Origin of the sequence: Sphaerimonospora thailandensis (assembly GCF_016863115.1) — a bacterium.
Classification (GTDB): Bacteria; Actinomycetota; Actinomycetes; order Streptosporangiales; family Streptosporangiaceae; genus Sphaerimonospora; species Sphaerimonospora cavernae.
In genome coordinates this window covers 200269-216640 of sequence record NZ_BOOG01000008.1, presented here as the reverse complement: position 1 = coordinate 216640, position 16372 = coordinate 200269, and the positions used below count along the sequence as shown (strand labels likewise).

The following is a 16372-nucleotide window of genomic DNA, read 5'->3' as shown; positions in this document are numbered from 1 at the left end:
GAGGTAGCGCATGGTGAACCTCCTCGTGCCAGGCCGCTTGGGAGCGGCGGTGGGAGTGCAGGCGTGGGTCACCCTGTGAAGCACAGCGCGGATCTCCCACGCGATCAGAGTGGTGCGCCGGCGGTCTTGCGGGCGCACCCGGGAGACGAGCTGGACGACCAGCGCGTCAGGACTGCGGAAGCGCAGCGGTGCGCGTGATCTGCTGGCGTCGGCGTCCACGGCGTGTGTAGAAGACTGCGCGGGGGGAGTCGCCGAAGAGGTCAAGGTGAAGCCCGCGCTCCTCGATCCACCCCTGGAAGCGGAAGTCTCCGCCCCCGACGTGGACCAGGGCAATGCTGGGGCCGCCACTGACCTTGAGTACGAGAGTCCCCTCGTGATCGATTACTTGCGCGGGCAGATCTGGCTCTGCGGATTCGCTGGCCTGATCATCGAGTCGCAGCACGCACGGAGGGGCCAGCACCTCGCAGCGGAAATCGGCGAGTTCGAACGTTTGCAGGGGAACCTCGGGGCGGCTGTACGCCACCTCGCTCATCGGGACACGGCTCTGGAAATGCTCTGGGAACAGGGAGAGCAGTTCCGGACTGATCGAGCAGTCGATGACGAGGTGGATCCGCACCTGGTCACCGGTGTTGATCACGCTGTGCAGTCGGCTGAAGTCCCCGTACCACAACGTGCCCGGCTGCCAGCGGTGCTCCACCTTGTCGATCGACAGGACCGCACCCGGGTTCGTACGGACTGGCACGTGCAAGCGTATGAATCCGTACGGCAGCCCGGTCGGGGTATCGCGGTGTTCCGGCACCCGGACGCCTGGCGCCAGCGACATCAGGCGAACACTGCGCAGTTCGGCGGGCAACGATGTGAGAACCTCGGCCAGGTACGGTGTGTGCCTGATCCATGGGGTGTCCGCGAAGCCCTCGATGCCGGGACCACCCGGATCTGTTCGATCGGGGTCCCCGCCGGGACTGCGCAGTGCGAGGCAACGCCAGTCGATCTCCGTGGAGGGGGTCAACTCGCACCCGTCCACCACTGATCGCTGGGAACCCCATGTACGTTCACTGAGCTGATCTACGTCGCGCTGTAGCTTGTCGGGGTCGAAGCTCAACCGCAGTCTTGCGGCTTCGGGTAAGTCTGCGATCGAGTCGAGTGACGCTCTCACGTGTTCCTCCCGGTTGCTGGCCGGACCCTGGTAAATCAATATTTACGGGCGGGTATGACAGGCGCAAGCGGCCCGCGCACTTGATGTTTGTACGGGATCTTGGTATCCAGGCGGCTGAAGTTATGTCTGCACCGTGGCAACCTTGGAGACCGCCGCACTGAACGACAAGACGGTCACCACCGGTCTACGAGCGCGACCCTGGAATGGCGTACGGAAACGTTCGTTCGCGATACATGCCGCGCGCGACCGCGTTCCCGCAGATCAACACTGTAACGATTCCCGCGTACGCACCTATGCCACGCACACCCCCCTTCGCGATACGGTTCTAGGCATGCGAATCGGCGTGGCGCGCGTATCAACCCGAGACCAACACCCCGAAGCACAACAAGACGCCCTGAAAGCCGCAGGATGCGAACAGGTCTTCACTGACAAGGCGTCCGGCAAGCTCGCCCGCCGACCCGAGCTCGACAAGGCCCTCCTCGTCGCCCGCGAAGGCGACCAGATCGTCGTCACTAAACTCGACCGCCTCGGCCGCTCCCTGGAGAACCTCATCGAGCTCTCCAACACTCTCCAGGAGCGCGGTGTCGACCTCGTTGTCCTCGATCAGGGCGTCGACACCTCCACGGCCGTGGGTCGCATGTTCTTCCAGATCCTCGGCGCCATTGCCGAGTTCGAACACGCCCTAATGTCGGAACGGACCATGGACGGCCTCGCCGCCGCCCGCGCCCGCGGCCGCACCGGCGGCCAGAAACCCAAACTCGGCCCACGCCAGGTGAAGCTAGCGCAGGCGATGTACGAGGAAATAGGCTCCGACGGCAAGCGCGCCTACACCGTCCAGCAGATCGCCGACGAGTTCGGCGTCACCCGCCCCACCATCTACCGTCACCTTGGCAAGATCCCCCGACAGTTCGAGGGAACGGCGTAAGGGCCCCGCCTTGGCGGGCAGCCGACCTGCGTATCAAAGGCTACTGACGGGTTACTTGTCACCTGGTTCGCCGCTCGTTAACGGCACCCCCGCTTGGGGCGCTGGCGCTGAATTACCACGCGGACGCGAGCATGGGCGGGTGGAGAAGCTGGCCGGTGTTTCGCAGCGAAGTAGGGCGAAAGCTACTGATCGGGGCGGGAGCGGCCGAATTCGTCGCCGACAAGCTTCCCTGGACCCAGTCCCGGCTCGCTCCGCGCATCCAGTGGTCGACGCTCGACACGGGGCTGTTCGGGCGCGTCGCCCTCGTCGCTCTCGCCGGGGCGGCACTCGGAAGCGAATACGGGGGGAAGTACTCCGTGGCCAAAGGAGCGCTCTTCGCCGCCCTCGGCGCGATCCTCGGCAACCTCGGCGGCTACTACTTCCGCACGGCGGCAGACGAGGCAACCGGTCTGCCCGATCCGGCGGTCGCAGTCATCGAGGACGCGGCCGCGGTCGCCCTGCTGAACGCCACAGTGCCGGTGGTCACAGCGGTGCGATAAACACACGGTTCCTCAAGACTGTGTAGGAGTGACATTCACAGCCGCACGCCCCGAACGGTGCTGGGCGCACTGGTCGGCCGCTTTCACAACCGGGCGGCGACGGAACTGCGGCGGCAGTCCAATGCGGTGACGTGGCGGGTTGATCAGCCCGACCACCGCCAAGACGCACGTCAGCAGGGCGATGACCAAGCTGCAGGCCAGGGACCGCGCCCAGCTCGTGGTGTTCGCCTACGAATCCGGCCTCGTCACTCCGCGGCGCGGCTGATCGCGTGCCGGCCGACCGGTGGGAGTTCGACGGCGACTACATCGGCTTGACGAATCCCCCAGAAGGTACGCCCATGCGGTAGAATTTGGTCAATCGTCCAGGACGGTCGTCCAGGGTGAGTGACCAGACATCGAAGCAGGAGGAGTGCGTGGCAGGATCTACGGCCGCGGATCGGGGACGGGAGGTGCGCCGCCGGCTGTTGCGGGTGGCGGCCGAGCTGATCGCCGAGCGGGGCTGGACGGCGGTCAGCACCCGGATGCTGGCCGAGCGGGCCGGCGTCGCCCCGGGGGTGGTGCACTACCACTTCAGCTCGGTGCGGGCGCTGCTGGCCGAGGCGGCACTCGGTGTGATCGGCGACGTGGTGGAGCAGGCGGGACCTGCGCTGGCCCGGGCCGCCACGCCCGGTGAGGCGCTCGGGCTGATGATGGGCCTGCTGGAGGACCACGACGGCCGGGACGCCACCTCGCTGCTGTTCACCGAGGCATATCTGGCCGCCACCCGCGACGAGGGCCTGCGCCGCTCGCTGGCCGAGGTCATGACCGGGTTCCGGCGACGGCTCGCCGGCCACCTGACCGAGCACGCGGTGCCCTTCCCCGAGGCGACCGCGGCCGTCCTGGCCGCCGCGATCGACGGCATCGTGCTGCATCGCGCGCTCGGCCCCGGCCTGGAGGCCTCCGACGTGGCGCCCGTCCTGCATCGGCTGGTCACGCCCCTCGATCGTCACGCCCCCGACGACGACCGCCCACCTCCACGAAAGGCCGGTGAATCGGCATGAAGGTAGTCATCTGCGGAGCCGGGATCGCCGGGCTGGCCCTCGCCCAGCACCTCCACGGCCTCGGCGCCGAGGTCGTGGTGCTGGAGAAGGCGCCCGCCCCCCGGACCCAGGGCTACATGATCGACTTTTTCGGGCCAGGCTACGACGCCGCCGAGGCCCTGGGGGTGCTGCCCCGCATCCGCGAGCTCGGCCACCGGGTCGAGGAGCTGACCTACCGGGACCGGGCCGGGCGCCCGCGCGCCCGGATGAGCTTCGCCCAGTTCGCCAAGATCGTCGACGGCCGGCTGATCAGCATCATGCGCCCCGACCTGGAACGCGCACTGCGCGAGAACCTCTCCCCCGGCGTCGACCTGCGCTACGCCACGAGTCTCACCCGCATCGACAGCCGCCCCGACGGCGTCACGATCACCCTCACCGACGGCGGCGCCGTCGACGCCGATCTGCTGGTGGGCGCCGACGGCATCCACTCGGCCGTCCGCGGCCGGGTGTTCGGGCCGGAGCGCGAGTTCCTGCGGTACCTGGGGTACCACACCGCCGCCTACAGCTTCGAGGACGCCGACGTGCACGCCCAGGTCGCCGGCCGGTTCTGCCTGACCGACACCGCCAGCCGGGAGATGGGCTTCTACGGACTGCCCGGCGATCGGGTGGCGGTGTTCACCGTGCACCGCTCCCCCGACCCGGCGTTACCGGCCGATCCACGCGCGGCCATCCGCCGCGAGTACGCGACGCTGGGCTGGATGGTGCCGCGCGCCCTGGCCGCCTGCCCGCCATCCGAGCAGGTGTACTACGACCAGGTGGCCCAGATAGACATGCCGACGTGGCGCCGGGGCCGGGTCATGCTGATCGGCGACGCCGCCTACGCGGTGTCCCTGCTGGCCGGGCAGGGCGCCTCCCTGGGCATGACCGGCGCCTACGTCCTGGCCGAGCAGCTGTCCCGGGCCGGCGACATCGACGTCGCGCTGGAGCGCTACGAGCGGACGCTGCGGCCGGTGGTCACCGAAAAGCAGCAGGCGGCGAGGAACGCGGCACGCTGGTTCGTCCCCGCGTCCGCCTGGCAGCTCGGCGTCCGGCGCGCGGCGCTCAAACTGGCCAGGCTTCCCCTCCTCGACCGGTACCTGGCCGCCGCCCTGGTCGGCAAATCCACCGCCCTCATCCCCTGGACGGGATGACCTCTCCGAAGATCTCGGTCGCACAGCCGAGCTCGAACGGGTTGGAGTTCTCATCCACGATCACGACGACCCTGTGCGGGCCCGCCGCACCGCCGGCATGCGAGAATTCTTGCGCCATGTGCGATTTCTAGCACTCCCACCGATCATACTCAACGGGCGAGGATTCACCCATGAACAACGAACCCATCGCCCTGAGCAGGGCTTTGAGCTCCTTCGACACCCTGTGGAGCCCCCGCATCGTCACACGCGTCAACGACTACGACGTACGCGTCGCCAAAGTCCAGGGCGAGCACATCTGGCACGTCCACGACGACACCGATGAGTTCTTCCTGGTGCTCGACGGAGAACTGCACATATCCCTGCGGGAGCCCGGCGGGGAACGCACGGTCCGGCTCCCGCGGGGATCGGTGTTCACCGTCACTCGTGGCACAGAGCACAAACCGTACTCGCCGTCCGGCGCGTCGATCCTCCTGTTCGAGCCGACCGGGACACCGACGGTCGGAGACCGCCATGCGGAGATCCCCGATCACATCGATGCGACGGCAGGGCACGAACTCGAATGAGCGTGGAGGCGGCGTCCGGAGGCTCGACGGCGCTGCCAGGGGCGTTGTCGAGGTCGCGGCTCGGTGAGGGCGCTTTGCCGCGTCGGCATCCCCTCTCATAGGCTGGCTGCTGTCGCACGTCGTCACGAAGGGACGCCTTTCCATGCACCGCAGCCGCACCGCCCGAATGGTGCCGACGCCTGCGGTGCTGAGGCTCTCCGTGCCGGGGTTGGTGCTCACCCTGCTCGCCTTCGCGGTCTTCGCCTGCGGGCTGATCTCCACAGTGAGCGTCACCGCCGGGCTCGAGCGGATCGCGTCCCCCGCTGCCGTGACCGCCCAGGGATCGCCTGACGCAACCGGCCTCCTCGTGGCCCACGCCACCGCGGACGGCGACGATGGCGCTTCGGGCCACGGCTGCTCGAAGAAGCCGAGCGTGACCGAGGGATCACCGTCCCTCCGGACCGACTCCTACGGGAGCGGCTTCCTGAGCATCGCCAGGCCGCAGGCCGCAACTCGGCTTCCGGCGGACAGGCACAGGGCCGGGTGCGCCGGCCCGGCCCCTCCGGCCCCCACTCCGATCCTGCTGTCCGTTCTGCGGATCTAGACCTGCCCGCGCCCGCTCGGCGCTCGTGGCAGGTCGAATGATCCGACCAGAACAGGACATCTTCATGGGTTCTTCAACCGTTCGGCATTTCCTCAAACGACTGGTCGTCGCCGTACTGAACGAGCAGCGTTCCGCGCTGACCGCACTGCGGAGCTGGGGCGTCGCCCGATGGGCGACCGCTGCCGGTGGCGCGCTCCTGACCGTACTGGTCGTCGGAGTGCCCACCGTGGTGATCCCCAACCCGCTCTTCAGCCGTGAGGTACCGGTTCAGTGGTGGAACTATCCGGCACTGGCCGCCACCGCCGTACTGGGCGGCTTGGTGATCGCCACCTTTGTCGACACCTCCGGGGCCCGGGTGCGCACTGATCGGGGCGCCTCCCGGTTGGGCGCTGCCGGCACGGTGCTGTCATTCCTCGCTGTGGGCTGCCCGGTGTGCAACAAACTCGCGCTGCTACTGCTCGGTGCCTCCGGGGCGATGACCGTATGGGCGCCCATCCAGCCGGTGGCGGCGGTGGCTTCGGTACTCCTGCTGGCGGTGGCGGCGGTTCGCCGCCTGTCCGGCGAAGTGGACTGCCCGGTAAGCCCGGTGCCACCTGCCGTGCCGACGCCGCACGCTACCGACCTTGATCGCCGGTCTGGCGACTGACCTTCGTTTTCTCTTTTCGTCTCATCAGGAGCATCCTGTGTCCAGCACCACCTCCGGCCGCGGCCGAACCCGCGGCACGGTCGTCGCCGCGGCAGTCCTCGTCGCCGTTGTCATCCTGGGCCTCGCGTCACTCACCGCAACCCCCGGCGGTAGTCCGAGCGCGCCGGTCGCCACCCCGTCCGCATCGGCCTCATCGGCCAACGGCAGTGCCGGAACGCAGATGCCGCCGGAGTTGGAACGGGCGTTGCTCGCCCTGGCCCGGCGTGTCGTCGACGACGGCAGTGCCATGGGACGCGTGGACGCGCCCGTGGTCTTGATCGAGTACGCCGACTTCCAGTGCCCGTACTGCGGAAAGTTCGCGAGGGACACCAAACCTCAGTTGATGAAGTACGTGGAAGACGGCACCCTGCGGATCGAATGGCGCAACTTCCCGATCTTCGGTGAGGAGTCGACGGCCGCCGCCCGTGCCGGATACGCCGCCGCGCAGCAGGGCAGGTTCTGGGAGTTCTACAACGTCGCCTTCTCCAAGGAGCGCACGCGCAACAGCGGCGCCTTCGCCCCCGACAAGCTCGAGAAGATGGCCCGCGAGGCGGGCGTGCCGGATCTCGACCGCTTCCGCGCGGACATGAAGAGCAAGGCGGCCCAGGACTCCATCGACCGCGACAGTGAGGAGGGATACGGGATCGGTGTGACCAGCACTCCCACCTTCCTGGTGAACACGCAGCCCATCCTGGGGGCGCAGCCGTTTGAAGCCTTCGAGGCCGCCATCGAGAAGGCCAGGCTGACCGCCGGGAAGCCCCGGGTGACATCCTCGCCGGAGGTGACGGGGAAATGATTGACATCGGTTATCTCGCCGCGTTCCTCGGCGGGCTGCTCGCGCTGGTCAGCCCGTGCAGCGCCCTCCTGCTGCCGGCCTTCTTCGCCTACGCGTTCGGCACCACCGCGCGGCTGCTCAGCCGTACCCTGCTCTTCTACGCCGGGCTGTGCACCACGCTCGTGCCCCTGGGCGCGGCCGGCTCGCTCGCCGGGCGGCTGTTCTACGGCCACCGGGACCTGCTCGTGACCATCGGCGGCTGGACGGTCATCGCCCTCGGCATCGCCCAGGTGCTGGGGATCGGCTTCGCCTCGCGCCGCATGCAGGAGAAGGCGGCCGGCATCCGTCCGGGGTCGGCGGGATCGGTCTACGCGCTCGGCACGGTCTACGGCCTGGCCGGCTTCTGCGCGGGTCCCGTCCTCGGCGGCGTGCTGACCGTGTCCGCGATGGGCGGCAACCCTGTCTACGGGGGTGCGCTGCTGGCCGTCTACGCGCTCGGCATGGCCTTCCCGATGTTCCTGCTCGCCCTGATGTGGGACCGGTTCCGGCTGGGGGGCAGGCGCTGGCTGCGGGGGCGGGGCTTCCACCTGGGGCCGCTGCACCTGCACACCAACTCACTGCTGTCGGGGGTCTTCTTCGTCCTTCTCGGGGTGATCTTCCTGCTCTTCGACGGGACCTCCGCGCTTCCCGGGCTGATGGGGGTGGACGCCGAGTACGCGGCAGAGCAGTGGGTCGGACGGATTTCCGCCGGGATTCCCGATATCGCGGTCGTCCTGCTCGCCATGGCGGTGATCGTGGCGGTGATCCTGGTCGTCCGCTTCCGTGGCTCCGCTCCCACACGGGCCGGGACGAGCGAAGCGACCGAGCAGGCGGTCTCCCCCCGAACGCGGCCCCGGCCGCCATCCGGCTCGGGGTGATATGGGCAATTCCGGATATCGCGGCGGAAATCCGGTTGGGGCGGCGACAGCGGCTGGATAGCCTGCGGACATGGACATGAAGATCACTACGCTGGCGGAGCGCCCCGAGCTGCGCGGCCCACTGTGGGAGATGCCGGACGACTGGCCGGTGTTCGTCCTGAACGACCCGGTCGGCTGGGCCTATTTCGGGCAGCTCGCCGACGCCTTCCCGGAGTTCACGCTCGTCGCCACGGACGAGGGCGGCGAGGTGGTCGCCCGGGCGCACGCCGTGCCGTTCCAGCTCGGCGCGCCGGGCCGCGGAAAGCTGCCGCCCACCGGGTGGGACCAGGTGCTGATGTGGGCTTTCTCCGACCACCGCCGCGGGGCGCGCGTTGACACGGTGAGCGCGCTCGACATCACGGTCCGGCCCGACCTGCGGGGCAAGGGATTGTCCGGGAAGATGCTGGCCGCGATGCGGGCGAACGCCCGGTCGCGGGGGTTCACCGAGGTGGTCGCGCCCGTACGTCCCAGTGGGAAGCTCCTCGAGCCCGCGACACCGATGGCGGAGTACGCCCGCCGCACGCGCGTGGACGGGTTGCCGGTCGATCCGTGGCTGCGCACCCATGTGCGCGCCGGTGGGGTGATCGTCTGTGTGGCCCCCGCATCGATGGCGGTGCCCGGGTCGCTCGCGCAGTGGCGGGAGTGGACCGGCCTGCCGTTCGACTCCGACGGCTGGGTGGAGGTACCGGGGGCCCTGGTGCCCGTGCGGTGCGTGCTGGAGCACGACTTCGCCACCTATGTCGAGCCCAACGTCTGGGTACGGCACAGCCTGGCCTGAGATCCGTTCGCCCCGATGACGGCCGGCGCCCCGGCCGCTTCCAGTTCCGTGACGCCGTTGATTGACAAAATCAGTTTTTACGTACAAGCTTGTTTTTGCCATGAGAGACGTTCTGTACCTGGAGCAGATCGAGCAGGCCGAGGCACTGCTCAAGCCGCAGCGCATCGAGGTGCTGCGGCAACTGGCCGAGCCGCGCACCTGCACCGAGGTCGCGGCCCGGCTGGACCAGACGCCGCAGCGCGTCTACTACCACGTCAAACGCCTGGTAGAGGCGGGACTGGTCGAGCAGGTGTCCGAGCGGCGGGTGCGCGGCATCCACGAGGGCATCTACCAGGCCAGCGCCCGCTCGTACTGGCTGTCGCCCCGGCTGGTCGGCCGGGTCGGCGGGCTGCGCCGGCCACAGGACGAGTTGAGCCTGGGCTACCTGCTCGATCTCGTGGAGGAGGTCCAGTCCGACATCGCGGCGCTCGACCGCAACGCCCCGGAGCTGCCCTCCATCGGCGTGTCCGGCGAGATCCGCGTCCCGGCCGAGCGCCGCCAGGAGTTCCTGGACGACCTGCGGTCCGCACTGCAGGCGATCTTCACCCGCTACGGCGGAGCCGAAGGCGACCCCTTCAAGCTCGCCGTGGCCTGCTACCCGACGCCCACCCCCCATTCCAAGGGAGAGACCCATGACTGAGCCGATGACGCTCCGCGCCCGCCTTGCCGCCCCGGTCAAGGACGTCCACCAGGCCCTCACCGACCCCGCCGCGCTGCGGGTCTGGCTGGCCGAGCACACGGAGGTGGACCTGCCGGAGCGGTACGAGTTCTGGGGCCGCTACACCCCGGAGGGCGACGCCCCTCGCCAGCGACTGCTGCACGCCGACGACCGCACGCTGCGGCTGGCCTGGTCCCTGGACGGCGTGGAGACCACGGTGGAGATCACACTGGAGGAGGACGGCGCCGAGTCGACCATCCTGTCGTTGTCGCAGAGCCACTTCGACTACCAGGAGATGATCACCGGAAGCAGCATCCGCGGGGTCCTGCAGACGTTCTGGTGCCAGGCCGTCGCCAACCTCGCCGACTACGTCCAGGGCCGCGAGGTCGGCCCCCGGTGCGACTTCACCGACCCGGTCCTGCGGGGCGAGGTCGTCATCGCATCCCCCGTCGAGAAGGTCTTCCACTCCCTGGTCGACTCCGGTGAGGTCAGCGCGTGGTTCGGATACCCGATCGAGATCGAGCCGCACGTCGGCGGCCGCTTCGCGATGGGCGGCATCGACAACAACCCGCAACCCGCCAAGATCATCGACCTCGTCCCCGGCCGCTCGATCTCGGTCGACTGGGGCCCCGCGGGTGTCATGTCCTGGGAGCTGGAGGGCTCGGAGGGCAAGACCAGGCTCACGTTCGTGTCGAGCGGTTTCGACGAGGCCCGCCCGCCGTACGCCGCCTGGGGCGGCTGGCTGGCCGGCGTGGCCGAGCTGCGCCGCTTCCACGAGTTGGCCGGCTGGCGGCCGGTCCTGCTGGCCGACGCGGCCTGACCCGCGCGGCCTGACCTCCGATCATCGGCGGCTCGTCAGATCGGCGGCCCGGGCGTTCGCTGCCACGGCAGGCCGAACGCCCGGGCCGCCGGAGCTCGTGAACGACCGGCGATCGGATGACTTGGCTCTCCCGGTCGGGGAGCACGCAAGGATCTTGGGTATGAAGATTCGTTACCCCGCTCCGCTACGCCCCGGTGACCGGGTCGGCGTCACCGCCCCCTCCAGCGGCATCGACGAGAGTCTGCGCGATCGCCTCCGGGTGGCGATCCGCATGGTGGAAGAGCGCGGATATCAGGTGGTCGTCGGAGAGTGCCTGGACGGCGCCGGCCACGTCAGCGCGCCCGCGGCCGACCGGGCACGCGAACTGACGGCCATGCTCACCGATCCCGGCATCAGGGCGGTCGTCCCGCCGTGGGGCGGGGAGACGGCGATCGACCTGCTCCCGCTGCTCGACTGGGACGCCCTGCGCGAGGCGGAGCCGACGTGGCTGGTGGGCTATTCCGACATGTCGACGATCATCACGCCGCTGACGCTGCTGACCGGGGTGGCGACCGTGCACGGCAACAACCTGATGGACACGCCCTACCACGCTCCCGAAGGGCTCGCCACCTGGCTGGACATCGTGGAGATGGCGCCGGGCACGACGTTCACCCAGATCCCGCCCGGCCGTTATCGGGCGCGAGGGTGGGATGACTACCGGACCGTCCCCGAGGCGTGCGAGTTCACCCTCGACACCCCGGGACGCTGGACGCGGCTGGACGGCGACGGCGACGTCGAGGTGGAAGGCCGCCTGATCGGCGGCTGCATCGAGACGGTGTGCAACATCGCCGGAACGCCGTACGGCGACATCGCGGCCTTCGCCCGGGCCATGGCCCCCGAGGGGCTGATCGTCTACGTCGAGGCCGACGGACACGACGCGGCGGCCATCTGCCGCAACCTGCACGGGATGCGCCTCGCCGGATTCTTCTCCGGGGCGGTCGCCGTGCTCGTCGGCCGCACCCGGGCCCCCGGCATCGACTCCCTCAGCCAGCACGAGGCGGTGCTCGACGCGCTGGGCGGCCTCGCCGTACCGATCATCGCGGACGTCGAGTGCGGGCACGTGCCGCCGTACCTGCCGATCGTGAACGGCGCCCGCGGCCGCCTGCGCTACGGCGGGCACCGCGACGAACTCACCCAGACTCTGAACTGAGCGCCGCGTTTTCCTCCGGGGCGGCGAGCCGGGCCGCCCGCGCGGTGAGATGACACCGCTCGGGCCCGCTGATGGCGTGGCGGGCGGCGTCGCGGTAGGCCTGCGCGGCCGGTGCCGTCCGCTCCCTTGCCCCGGCTTGGGCCGATGCCGCGCCCGGCGGCACAGGCAACGTAGGATTTCGGGTGATCACCGTATCTCGCCCCCTGGAGTTTCGGCTTGCCCGCCTTCTCTCGTGAACGGCTTCGCACCGTGGTGGACGCTCCGGCGTTCCAGCGCACCGTCATCGCCGTCATCACGCTGAACGGGGTCACGCTCGGGTTGGAGACCACGGCCGACCCGGCCGGCCGATATTCGACGGCCTTCCTCCTGGTCGACCACAGCATCACGGCGATCTTTGTGGTGGAGATGCTCCTGCGGATCTGCGGAAAGGGGAGGGCGTTCTTCCGCGACCCGTGGAACTGGTTCGACCTGATCGTCGTCGGGGCCGCGCTCGTGCCGGCCTCGCAATCACTGTCGATCCTGCGGCTGTTCCGGTTCCTGCGCGTCCTGCGGCTGGTCTCGGTGATCCCCAGCATGCGCCGGGTGGTCTCGGCGCTGTTCACCGCGATTCCGGGACTGGCCTCCATCCTGGTCCTCCAGTTGCTGTTGCTGTACGTCTCAGCGGTCATCGGCGAACGGCTCTACCACGAGGTGGCCCCGCAGCACTTCGGGAACCTCGGAAAGTCGCTGTTCACGATGTTCACGGTGCTCACCGTGGAGAACTGGCCGCAGATCGCCGAGGACGTGATGGCCACCGAGCCGATGGCCTGGATCTTCTTCGCGGGGTTCATCGTGGTCTCCGCGTTCTTCGTCCTGAACCTGCTCATCGGCGTGATCGTCTCCGCCATGGAGCAGGAGGTCCACTCCATCCGATGGAAGGAGGACCAGGCGCTGGAGTTGACGCAGCACATCGCGGTGATGAACGAGATCCGGGCGCTCAATGAGAAGATCGACCGGCTGGCCGCGGCCCTGCCGGTCCCCGTTGAGGTCGTTGACGTCGTCGATGGCCGGGCCGGGCCCGCGAACCACGCGCGGCGAGACTGACCGGCCAGGGCGACGCTCGGTCCCCCTGTCGGCCCTACCCCGGCAGAGGCTATTGACAAAGATAATTTTTACATACAAGATTCTTTTAATTGATGGAGGAGCGAACGGAGACCAGAACATGGCCGGCACCGATGTGGACGCCTACGTCGCGACCAAACTTCAGCCCAAGTACCAGGAGATCGTGGCGATGCTGCGCGCCCTGATGGCGGAGTGCGCTCCGGCCGCCGCCGAATGCCTGGTGTACGGCTCCCCCGCCTGGCGTGCGGCAAAGATCTTGGCGGTCATCAGTCAGAGCAAGACCCATCTCACCTTCGCCTTCGAGCGCGGCGCGGAGTTCGAGGACGCCCACGGGCTGCTGGAGGGCGTCGGCAAGAAGACCCGCCACATCAAGATCAAAACTTTGGAAGCGGTGAACGAGGCCGCCCTGCGCGACTACATCGCCCAGGCCGTCGACCTCGACCAGACCCCGACGACCCGGGGATAGGGAAGACAACTGCCACCTTGCGCGTCTTGCTGGGCCGGGTTACGTTGACGCCGACCGACGCGGGAGCCCGGTGCGACCGGGCTGAGAGGACGGCTATCGATCAGCCGCCGACCGCCAGAACCTGCTCCGGATAATGCCGGCGAAGGGAGTTGCGCAGATGAGCGACGCGCGTTTTTCCGAAACCCGATCTTCCGGGATCCGCTCTGCCAAGGTCCACATCGGGGATCTCCGGGTGCCGATGCGCGAGGTCCTGCTGTCCAACGGCGAACGGGTACGGCTCTACGACACCTCCGGGCCGTACACCGACCCGGCCGCGACCACCGACCTCACCCGCGGTCTGCCGCGGCTGCGGGAGGAGTGGATCCGCGATCGCGGCGACGTGGCCCCCAGCGGCCCGGGCCGGGCGATGCGGGCCACCGGGGCGCCGGTGACGCAGCTGGCCTACGCCCGGCGCGGCGTGATCACCCGGGAGATGGAATTCGTCGCGACCAGGGAGGGGGTGAGCCCGGAGTCCGTCCGGGACGCGGTGGCCGCCGGGCGGGCCATCATCCCGGTCAACGTCAACCACCCCGAGAGCGAACCGATGATCATCGGTCGAGACTTCCTCGTGAAGATCAATGCCAACATCGGCAACTCGGCGGTCTCCTCCTCGATCGAGGAGGAGGTGGAGAAGATGACCTGGGCCACCCGATGGGGAGCCGACACCGTCATGGACCTGTCCACCGGACGAGACATCCACACCACCCGCGAGTGGATCATCCGCAACTCCCCCGTGCCGGTCGGAACCGTACCCATCTACCAGGCGCTGGAGAAGGTGGGCGGGGTGGCCGCCGACCTGTCGTGGGAGGTCTACCGCGACACCCTGATCGAACAGTGCGAGCAGGGCGTCGACTACATGACCGTGCACGCCGGGGTCCGCCTGGCGTACGTGCCGCTGACCGCCCGCCGCAAGACCGGCATCGTCTCCCGCGGTGGGTCGATCATGGCGGCGTGGTGCCTGGCGCATCACCGGGAGAGCTTCCTGTATGAGCATTTCGCGGACATGTGCGAGATCTTCGCCGCCTACGACGTGGCGTTCTCCCTCGGCGACGGGCTGCGGCCCGGCTCGATCGCCGACGCCAACGACGAGGCCCAGTTCGCCGAACTGCGCACGCTGGGCGAGCTGACCGAGATCGCCCGAGAGCACGAGGTGCAGGTGATGATCGAGGGACCGGGCCACGTGCCCATGCACAAGATCAAACAGAACGTCGAACTGCAGCGCGAGCTGTGCGACGACGCCCCCTTCTACACCCTCGGGCCGCTGGTCACCGACATCGCACCCGGCTACGACCACATCACCTCCGGCATCGGCGCCGCCATGATCGGCTGGTACGGCACGGCCATGCTGTGCTACGTCACGCCGAAGGAGCACCTCGGACTGCCGAACCGGGACGACGTGAAGACCGGCGTGATCACCTACAAGATCGCGGCTCACGCCGCCGATCTGGCCAAGGGGCACCCACTGGCCCAGGCGTGGGACGACGCATTGTCGGAGGCGAGGTTCGAGTTCCGCTGGGAGGACCAGTTCGATCTGTCGCTCGACCCCGACACCGCCCGCTCGTTCCACGACGAGACGCTGCCGGCCGCACCGGCCAAGACGGCGCACTTCTGCTCCATGTGCGGCCCGAAGTTCTGCTCCATGAAGATCAGCCACGATGTGCGGCGGTTCGCCGCCGAGCGGGGGCTGACGGAGTCGGAGGCGCTCACGGCGGGGATGGCGGAGAAGTCCGCCCAGTTCCTCGACCAGGGCGGCGCCGTGTACGTGCCGATCGCCGACCTCCCCTGAGCCCGGTCGCCGGCTTCGCCCGCCGTACGGCCCGGCCCGGTTGCCGAGCCGTACGGCGGGGCCGGCCGTCGATGCCGCGACCGCCTCTGGTACCATATGCAGCCCGCAAGTGATCGTCCCGAGGAGGTGAGACCCATTACCGCCAGATCAGGTTGGGTGCTCCCCTCTCCCCGCCTCGCATAGGCGATCGGCAGGAGCCCCACGGCATCCCGAAAGGCTCCCATGTCGGGCTTCTCATCCCCTTTCCCGTTGTTTCCCCTGTCCGAGGTCGTCGGCAGGCTCCGGTCCGCCGGCTGCGTCTTCGCCGAGGACGAGGCGGGCCTGCTCGTCCGCGCCGCGCATACGCCGGACGAGCTGGCCGCCATGGTGGCGCGGCGAGTGTCCGGCCTTCCCCTTGAACACGTGCTGGGCTGGGCGGAGTTCTGCGGCCTGCGGATGGCGGTGGATCCGGGAGTGTTCGTGCCCCGCCGCCGCACCGAGCTCCTCGCACACCAGGCCGTCGAACTCATCCGCCGGTTTCCCGCCCGCGCTCGGCCACTGGTGGTCGACCTGTGCTGCGGCTCCGGCGCGATAGGCGCGGCACTGGCAGCGGCGGTGGGCACGGCACACGCGGTCGAGTTGCACGCGGTCGAGTTGCACGCGGTCGACGTCGATCCCGCAGCGGTGCGGTGCGCCCGCCGCAACATCGCCGCCATGGGCGGCCGGGTGTACCAGGGCGACCTGTACGACCCGCTGCCCGTGACACTGCGTGGCCGGGTCGACCTCCTGGTCGCCAGCGCTCCCTACGTGCCCACCGAGGCGATCGGACTGCTGCCGCCGGAGGCCCGCCTGCACGAGCCGCCGGTGGCGCTGGACGGCGGAGCGGACGGCCTGGACATCGTACGGCGCGTGATCGCCGAGGCGCCGGCCTGGCTGGCGCCGGGCGGCCACCTGCTGGTCGAGACGAGCCGGAGCCAGGCGCGGCCCACCGTCGAAGCGGCAGCCCGCAGCGGGCTCACCGCCCGCCTGGCCGGATCCGACGACCTGGACGCCACCGTGGTCATCGGCACCGGTCCCGACCGCGCGGGCGTACCTGCCGGTGCCTGATCTGGGGTGACACGGGTAG

Annotated in this window: 19 protein-coding genes, 1 pseudogene and 1 riboswitch; of the genes and pseudogenes, 18 read left to right on the top strand and 2 right to left on the bottom strand. The window is 69.2% G+C overall.

Annotated elements, in window-relative coordinates:
- Positions 1–166 precede the first annotated feature (166 nt).
- A complete protein-coding gene (locus Mth01_RS04195; protein ID WP_204011458.1) occupies positions 167–1009 on the bottom strand; it encodes an aspartyl/asparaginyl beta-hydroxylase domain-containing protein in 843 nt (280 codons plus the stop codon).
- Between the two features lie 478 nt (positions 1010–1487).
- On the opposite strand from Mth01_RS04195, the gene Mth01_RS04190 reads away from it, so the two are divergent.
- From Mth01_RS04190 to Mth01_RS04170, 5 genes and pseudogenes are all read left to right on the top strand, one after another.
- On the top strand, positions 1488–2081 hold the full coding sequence (locus tag Mth01_RS04190; protein ID WP_204011456.1) for a recombinase family protein: 594 nt from the start codon (positions 1488–1490) through the stop codon (positions 2079–2081).
- 155 nt (positions 2082–2236) lie between these two features.
- Entirely contained in the window at positions 2237–2620 is a 384-nt protein-coding gene (locus Mth01_RS04185; protein ID WP_204011453.1) for a hypothetical protein, read from the top strand.
- Positions 2621–2759: 139 nt separating this feature from the next.
- A pseudogene (locus Mth01_RS04180) lies at positions 2760–2885 on the top strand (response regulator transcription factor); the annotation flags it as partial.
- Positions 2886–3033: 148 nt separating this feature from the next.
- Positions 3034–3660 carry a TetR/AcrR family transcriptional regulator gene (locus tag Mth01_RS04175; RefSeq protein ID WP_204011451.1) on the top strand — a complete coding sequence of 209 codons (627 nt, stop codon included), beginning with the start codon at positions 3034–3036 and terminating at the stop codon, positions 3658–3660.
- Positions 3657–4829, top strand: coding sequence for an FAD-dependent oxidoreductase (locus Mth01_RS04170; RefSeq protein ID WP_204011448.1), 1173 nt, complete (start codon positions 3657–3659; stop codon positions 4827–4829). Before Mth01_RS04175 ends, Mth01_RS04170 begins: the two co-directional genes overlap by 4 nt.
- Here the strand turns inward: Mth01_RS04170 and Mth01_RS04165 are convergent.
- Positions 4810–4947 (bottom strand): hypothetical protein, encoded by a 138-nt coding sequence (locus tag Mth01_RS04165; RefSeq protein WP_204011446.1) that lies wholly within the window; start codon positions 4945–4947, stop codon positions 4810–4812. The two genes, Mth01_RS04170 and Mth01_RS04165, sit on opposite strands and share 20 nt — an antisense overlap.
- Before the next feature lie 52 nt (positions 4948–4999).
- On the opposite strand from Mth01_RS04165, the gene Mth01_RS04160 reads away from it, so the two are divergent.
- The 13 genes from Mth01_RS04160 (at position 5000) to Mth01_RS04100 (ending at position 16353) form a co-directional block, all read left to right on the top strand.
- Positions 5000–5392 (top strand): cupin domain-containing protein, encoded by a 393-nt coding sequence (locus Mth01_RS04160; RefSeq protein ID WP_204011443.1) that lies wholly within the window; start codon positions 5000–5002, stop codon positions 5390–5392.
- A 142-nt stretch (positions 5393–5534) separates the two neighbouring features.
- The gene (locus Mth01_RS04155; protein ID WP_204011440.1) at positions 5535–5975 is read left to right on the top strand and encodes a hypothetical protein; all 441 of its coding nucleotides are present in this window, start codon (positions 5535–5537) and stop codon (positions 5973–5975) included.
- 64 nt (positions 5976–6039) lie between these two features.
- Positions 6040–6621, top strand: coding sequence for a hypothetical protein (locus Mth01_RS04150; RefSeq protein WP_308440767.1), 582 nt, complete (start codon positions 6040–6042; stop codon positions 6619–6621).
- Positions 6622–6658: 37 nt separating this feature from the next.
- Positions 6659–7456, top strand: coding sequence for a DsbA family protein (locus Mth01_RS04145; protein WP_239089338.1), 798 nt, complete (start codon positions 6659–6661; stop codon positions 7454–7456).
- Positions 7456–8352: a cytochrome c biogenesis CcdA family protein gene (locus Mth01_RS04140; RefSeq protein WP_407695917.1), complete on the top strand. Its 897-nt coding sequence runs from the start codon at positions 7456–7458 to the stop codon at positions 8350–8352. Before Mth01_RS04145 ends, Mth01_RS04140 begins: the two co-directional genes overlap by 1 nt.
- 70 nt (positions 8353–8422) lie before the next feature.
- Entirely contained in the window at positions 8423–9169 is a 747-nt protein-coding gene (locus tag Mth01_RS04135; RefSeq protein WP_204011435.1) for a GNAT family N-acetyltransferase, read from the top strand.
- Between the two features lie 100 nt (positions 9170–9269).
- Complete coding sequence (locus Mth01_RS04130; RefSeq protein ID WP_204011432.1) at positions 9270–9848, top strand: ArsR/SmtB family transcription factor; 579 nt, start codon at positions 9270–9272, stop codon at positions 9846–9848.
- Positions 9841–10686: an SRPBCC family protein gene (locus tag Mth01_RS04125; protein WP_239089337.1), complete on the top strand. Its 846-nt coding sequence runs from the start codon at positions 9841–9843 to the stop codon at positions 10684–10686. Before Mth01_RS04130 ends, Mth01_RS04125 begins: the two co-directional genes overlap by 8 nt.
- A gap of 160 nt (positions 10687–10846) precedes the next feature.
- On the top strand, positions 10847–11875 hold the full coding sequence (locus Mth01_RS04120) for a S66 family peptidase (RefSeq protein ID WP_204011429.1): 1029 nt from the start codon (positions 10847–10849) through the stop codon (positions 11873–11875).
- Between the two features lie 216 nt (positions 11876–12091).
- A complete protein-coding gene (locus tag Mth01_RS04115) occupies positions 12092–12958 on the top strand; it encodes an ion transporter (protein ID WP_204011426.1) in 867 nt (288 codons plus the stop codon).
- 118 nt (positions 12959–13076) lie between these two features.
- Positions 13077–13442: a DUF1801 domain-containing protein gene (locus Mth01_RS04110; RefSeq protein WP_204011423.1), complete on the top strand. Its 366-nt coding sequence runs from the start codon at positions 13077–13079 to the stop codon at positions 13440–13442.
- A 49-nt stretch (positions 13443–13491) separates the two neighbouring features.
- Positions 13492–13607, top strand: a riboswitch (TPP riboswitch).
- Positions 13600–15267, top strand: coding sequence for a phosphomethylpyrimidine synthase ThiC (gene thiC, locus Mth01_RS04105; protein ID WP_204011420.1), 1668 nt, complete (start codon positions 13600–13602; stop codon positions 15265–15267). It overlaps the preceding riboswitch by 8 nt.
- Positions 15268–15489: 222 nt before the next feature.
- On the top strand, positions 15490–16353 hold the full coding sequence (locus Mth01_RS04100; RefSeq protein ID WP_204011417.1) for a putative protein N(5)-glutamine methyltransferase: 864 nt from the start codon (positions 15490–15492) through the stop codon (positions 16351–16353).
- Positions 16354–16372: the final 19 nt, after the last annotated feature.

What these genes read in the sequence shown, in the direction of transcription:
- Mth01_RS04125 (WP_239089337.1), top strand. Translation starts at nt 9,841, where the DNA reads ATGACTGAGCCGATGACGCTCCGCGCCCGCCTTGCCGCCCCGGTCAAG.
- Mth01_RS04160 (WP_204011443.1), top strand. Translation starts at nt 5,000, where the DNA reads ATGAACAACGAACCCATCGCCCTGAGCAGGGCTTTGAGCTCCTTCGAC.
- Mth01_RS04110 (WP_204011423.1), top strand. Translation starts at nt 13,077, where the DNA reads ATGGCCGGCACCGATGTGGACGCCTACGTCGCGACCAAACTTCAGCCC.
- Mth01_RS04170 (WP_204011448.1), top strand. Translation starts at nt 3,657, where the DNA reads ATGAAGGTAGTCATCTGCGGAGCCGGGATCGCCGGGCTGGCCCTCGCC.
- Mth01_RS04135 (WP_204011435.1), top strand. Translation starts at nt 8,423, where the DNA reads ATGGACATGAAGATCACTACGCTGGCGGAGCGCCCCGAGCTGCGCGGC.
- Mth01_RS04100 (WP_204011417.1), top strand. Translation starts at nt 15,490, where the DNA reads ATGTCGGGCTTCTCATCCCCTTTCCCGTTGTTTCCCCTGTCCGAGGTC.
- Mth01_RS04150 (WP_308440767.1), top strand. Translation starts at nt 6,040, where the DNA reads ATGGGTTCTTCAACCGTTCGGCATTTCCTCAAACGACTGGTCGTCGCC.
- Mth01_RS04155 (WP_204011440.1), top strand. Translation starts at nt 5,535, where the DNA reads ATGCACCGCAGCCGCACCGCCCGAATGGTGCCGACGCCTGCGGTGCTG.
- Mth01_RS04130 (WP_204011432.1), top strand. Translation starts at nt 9,270, where the DNA reads ATGAGAGACGTTCTGTACCTGGAGCAGATCGAGCAGGCCGAGGCACTG.
- thiC (WP_204011420.1), top strand. Translation starts at nt 13,600, where the DNA reads ATGAGCGACGCGCGTTTTTCCGAAACCCGATCTTCCGGGATCCGCTCT.
- Mth01_RS04190 (WP_204011456.1), top strand. Translation starts at nt 1,488, where the DNA reads ATGCGAATCGGCGTGGCGCGCGTATCAACCCGAGACCAACACCCCGAA.
- Mth01_RS04165 (WP_204011446.1), bottom strand. Translation starts at nt 4,947, where the DNA reads ATGGCGCAAGAATTCTCGCATGCCGGCGGTGCGGCGGGCCCGCACAGG.
- Mth01_RS04120 (WP_204011429.1), top strand. Translation starts at nt 10,847, where the DNA reads ATGAAGATTCGTTACCCCGCTCCGCTACGCCCCGGTGACCGGGTCGGC.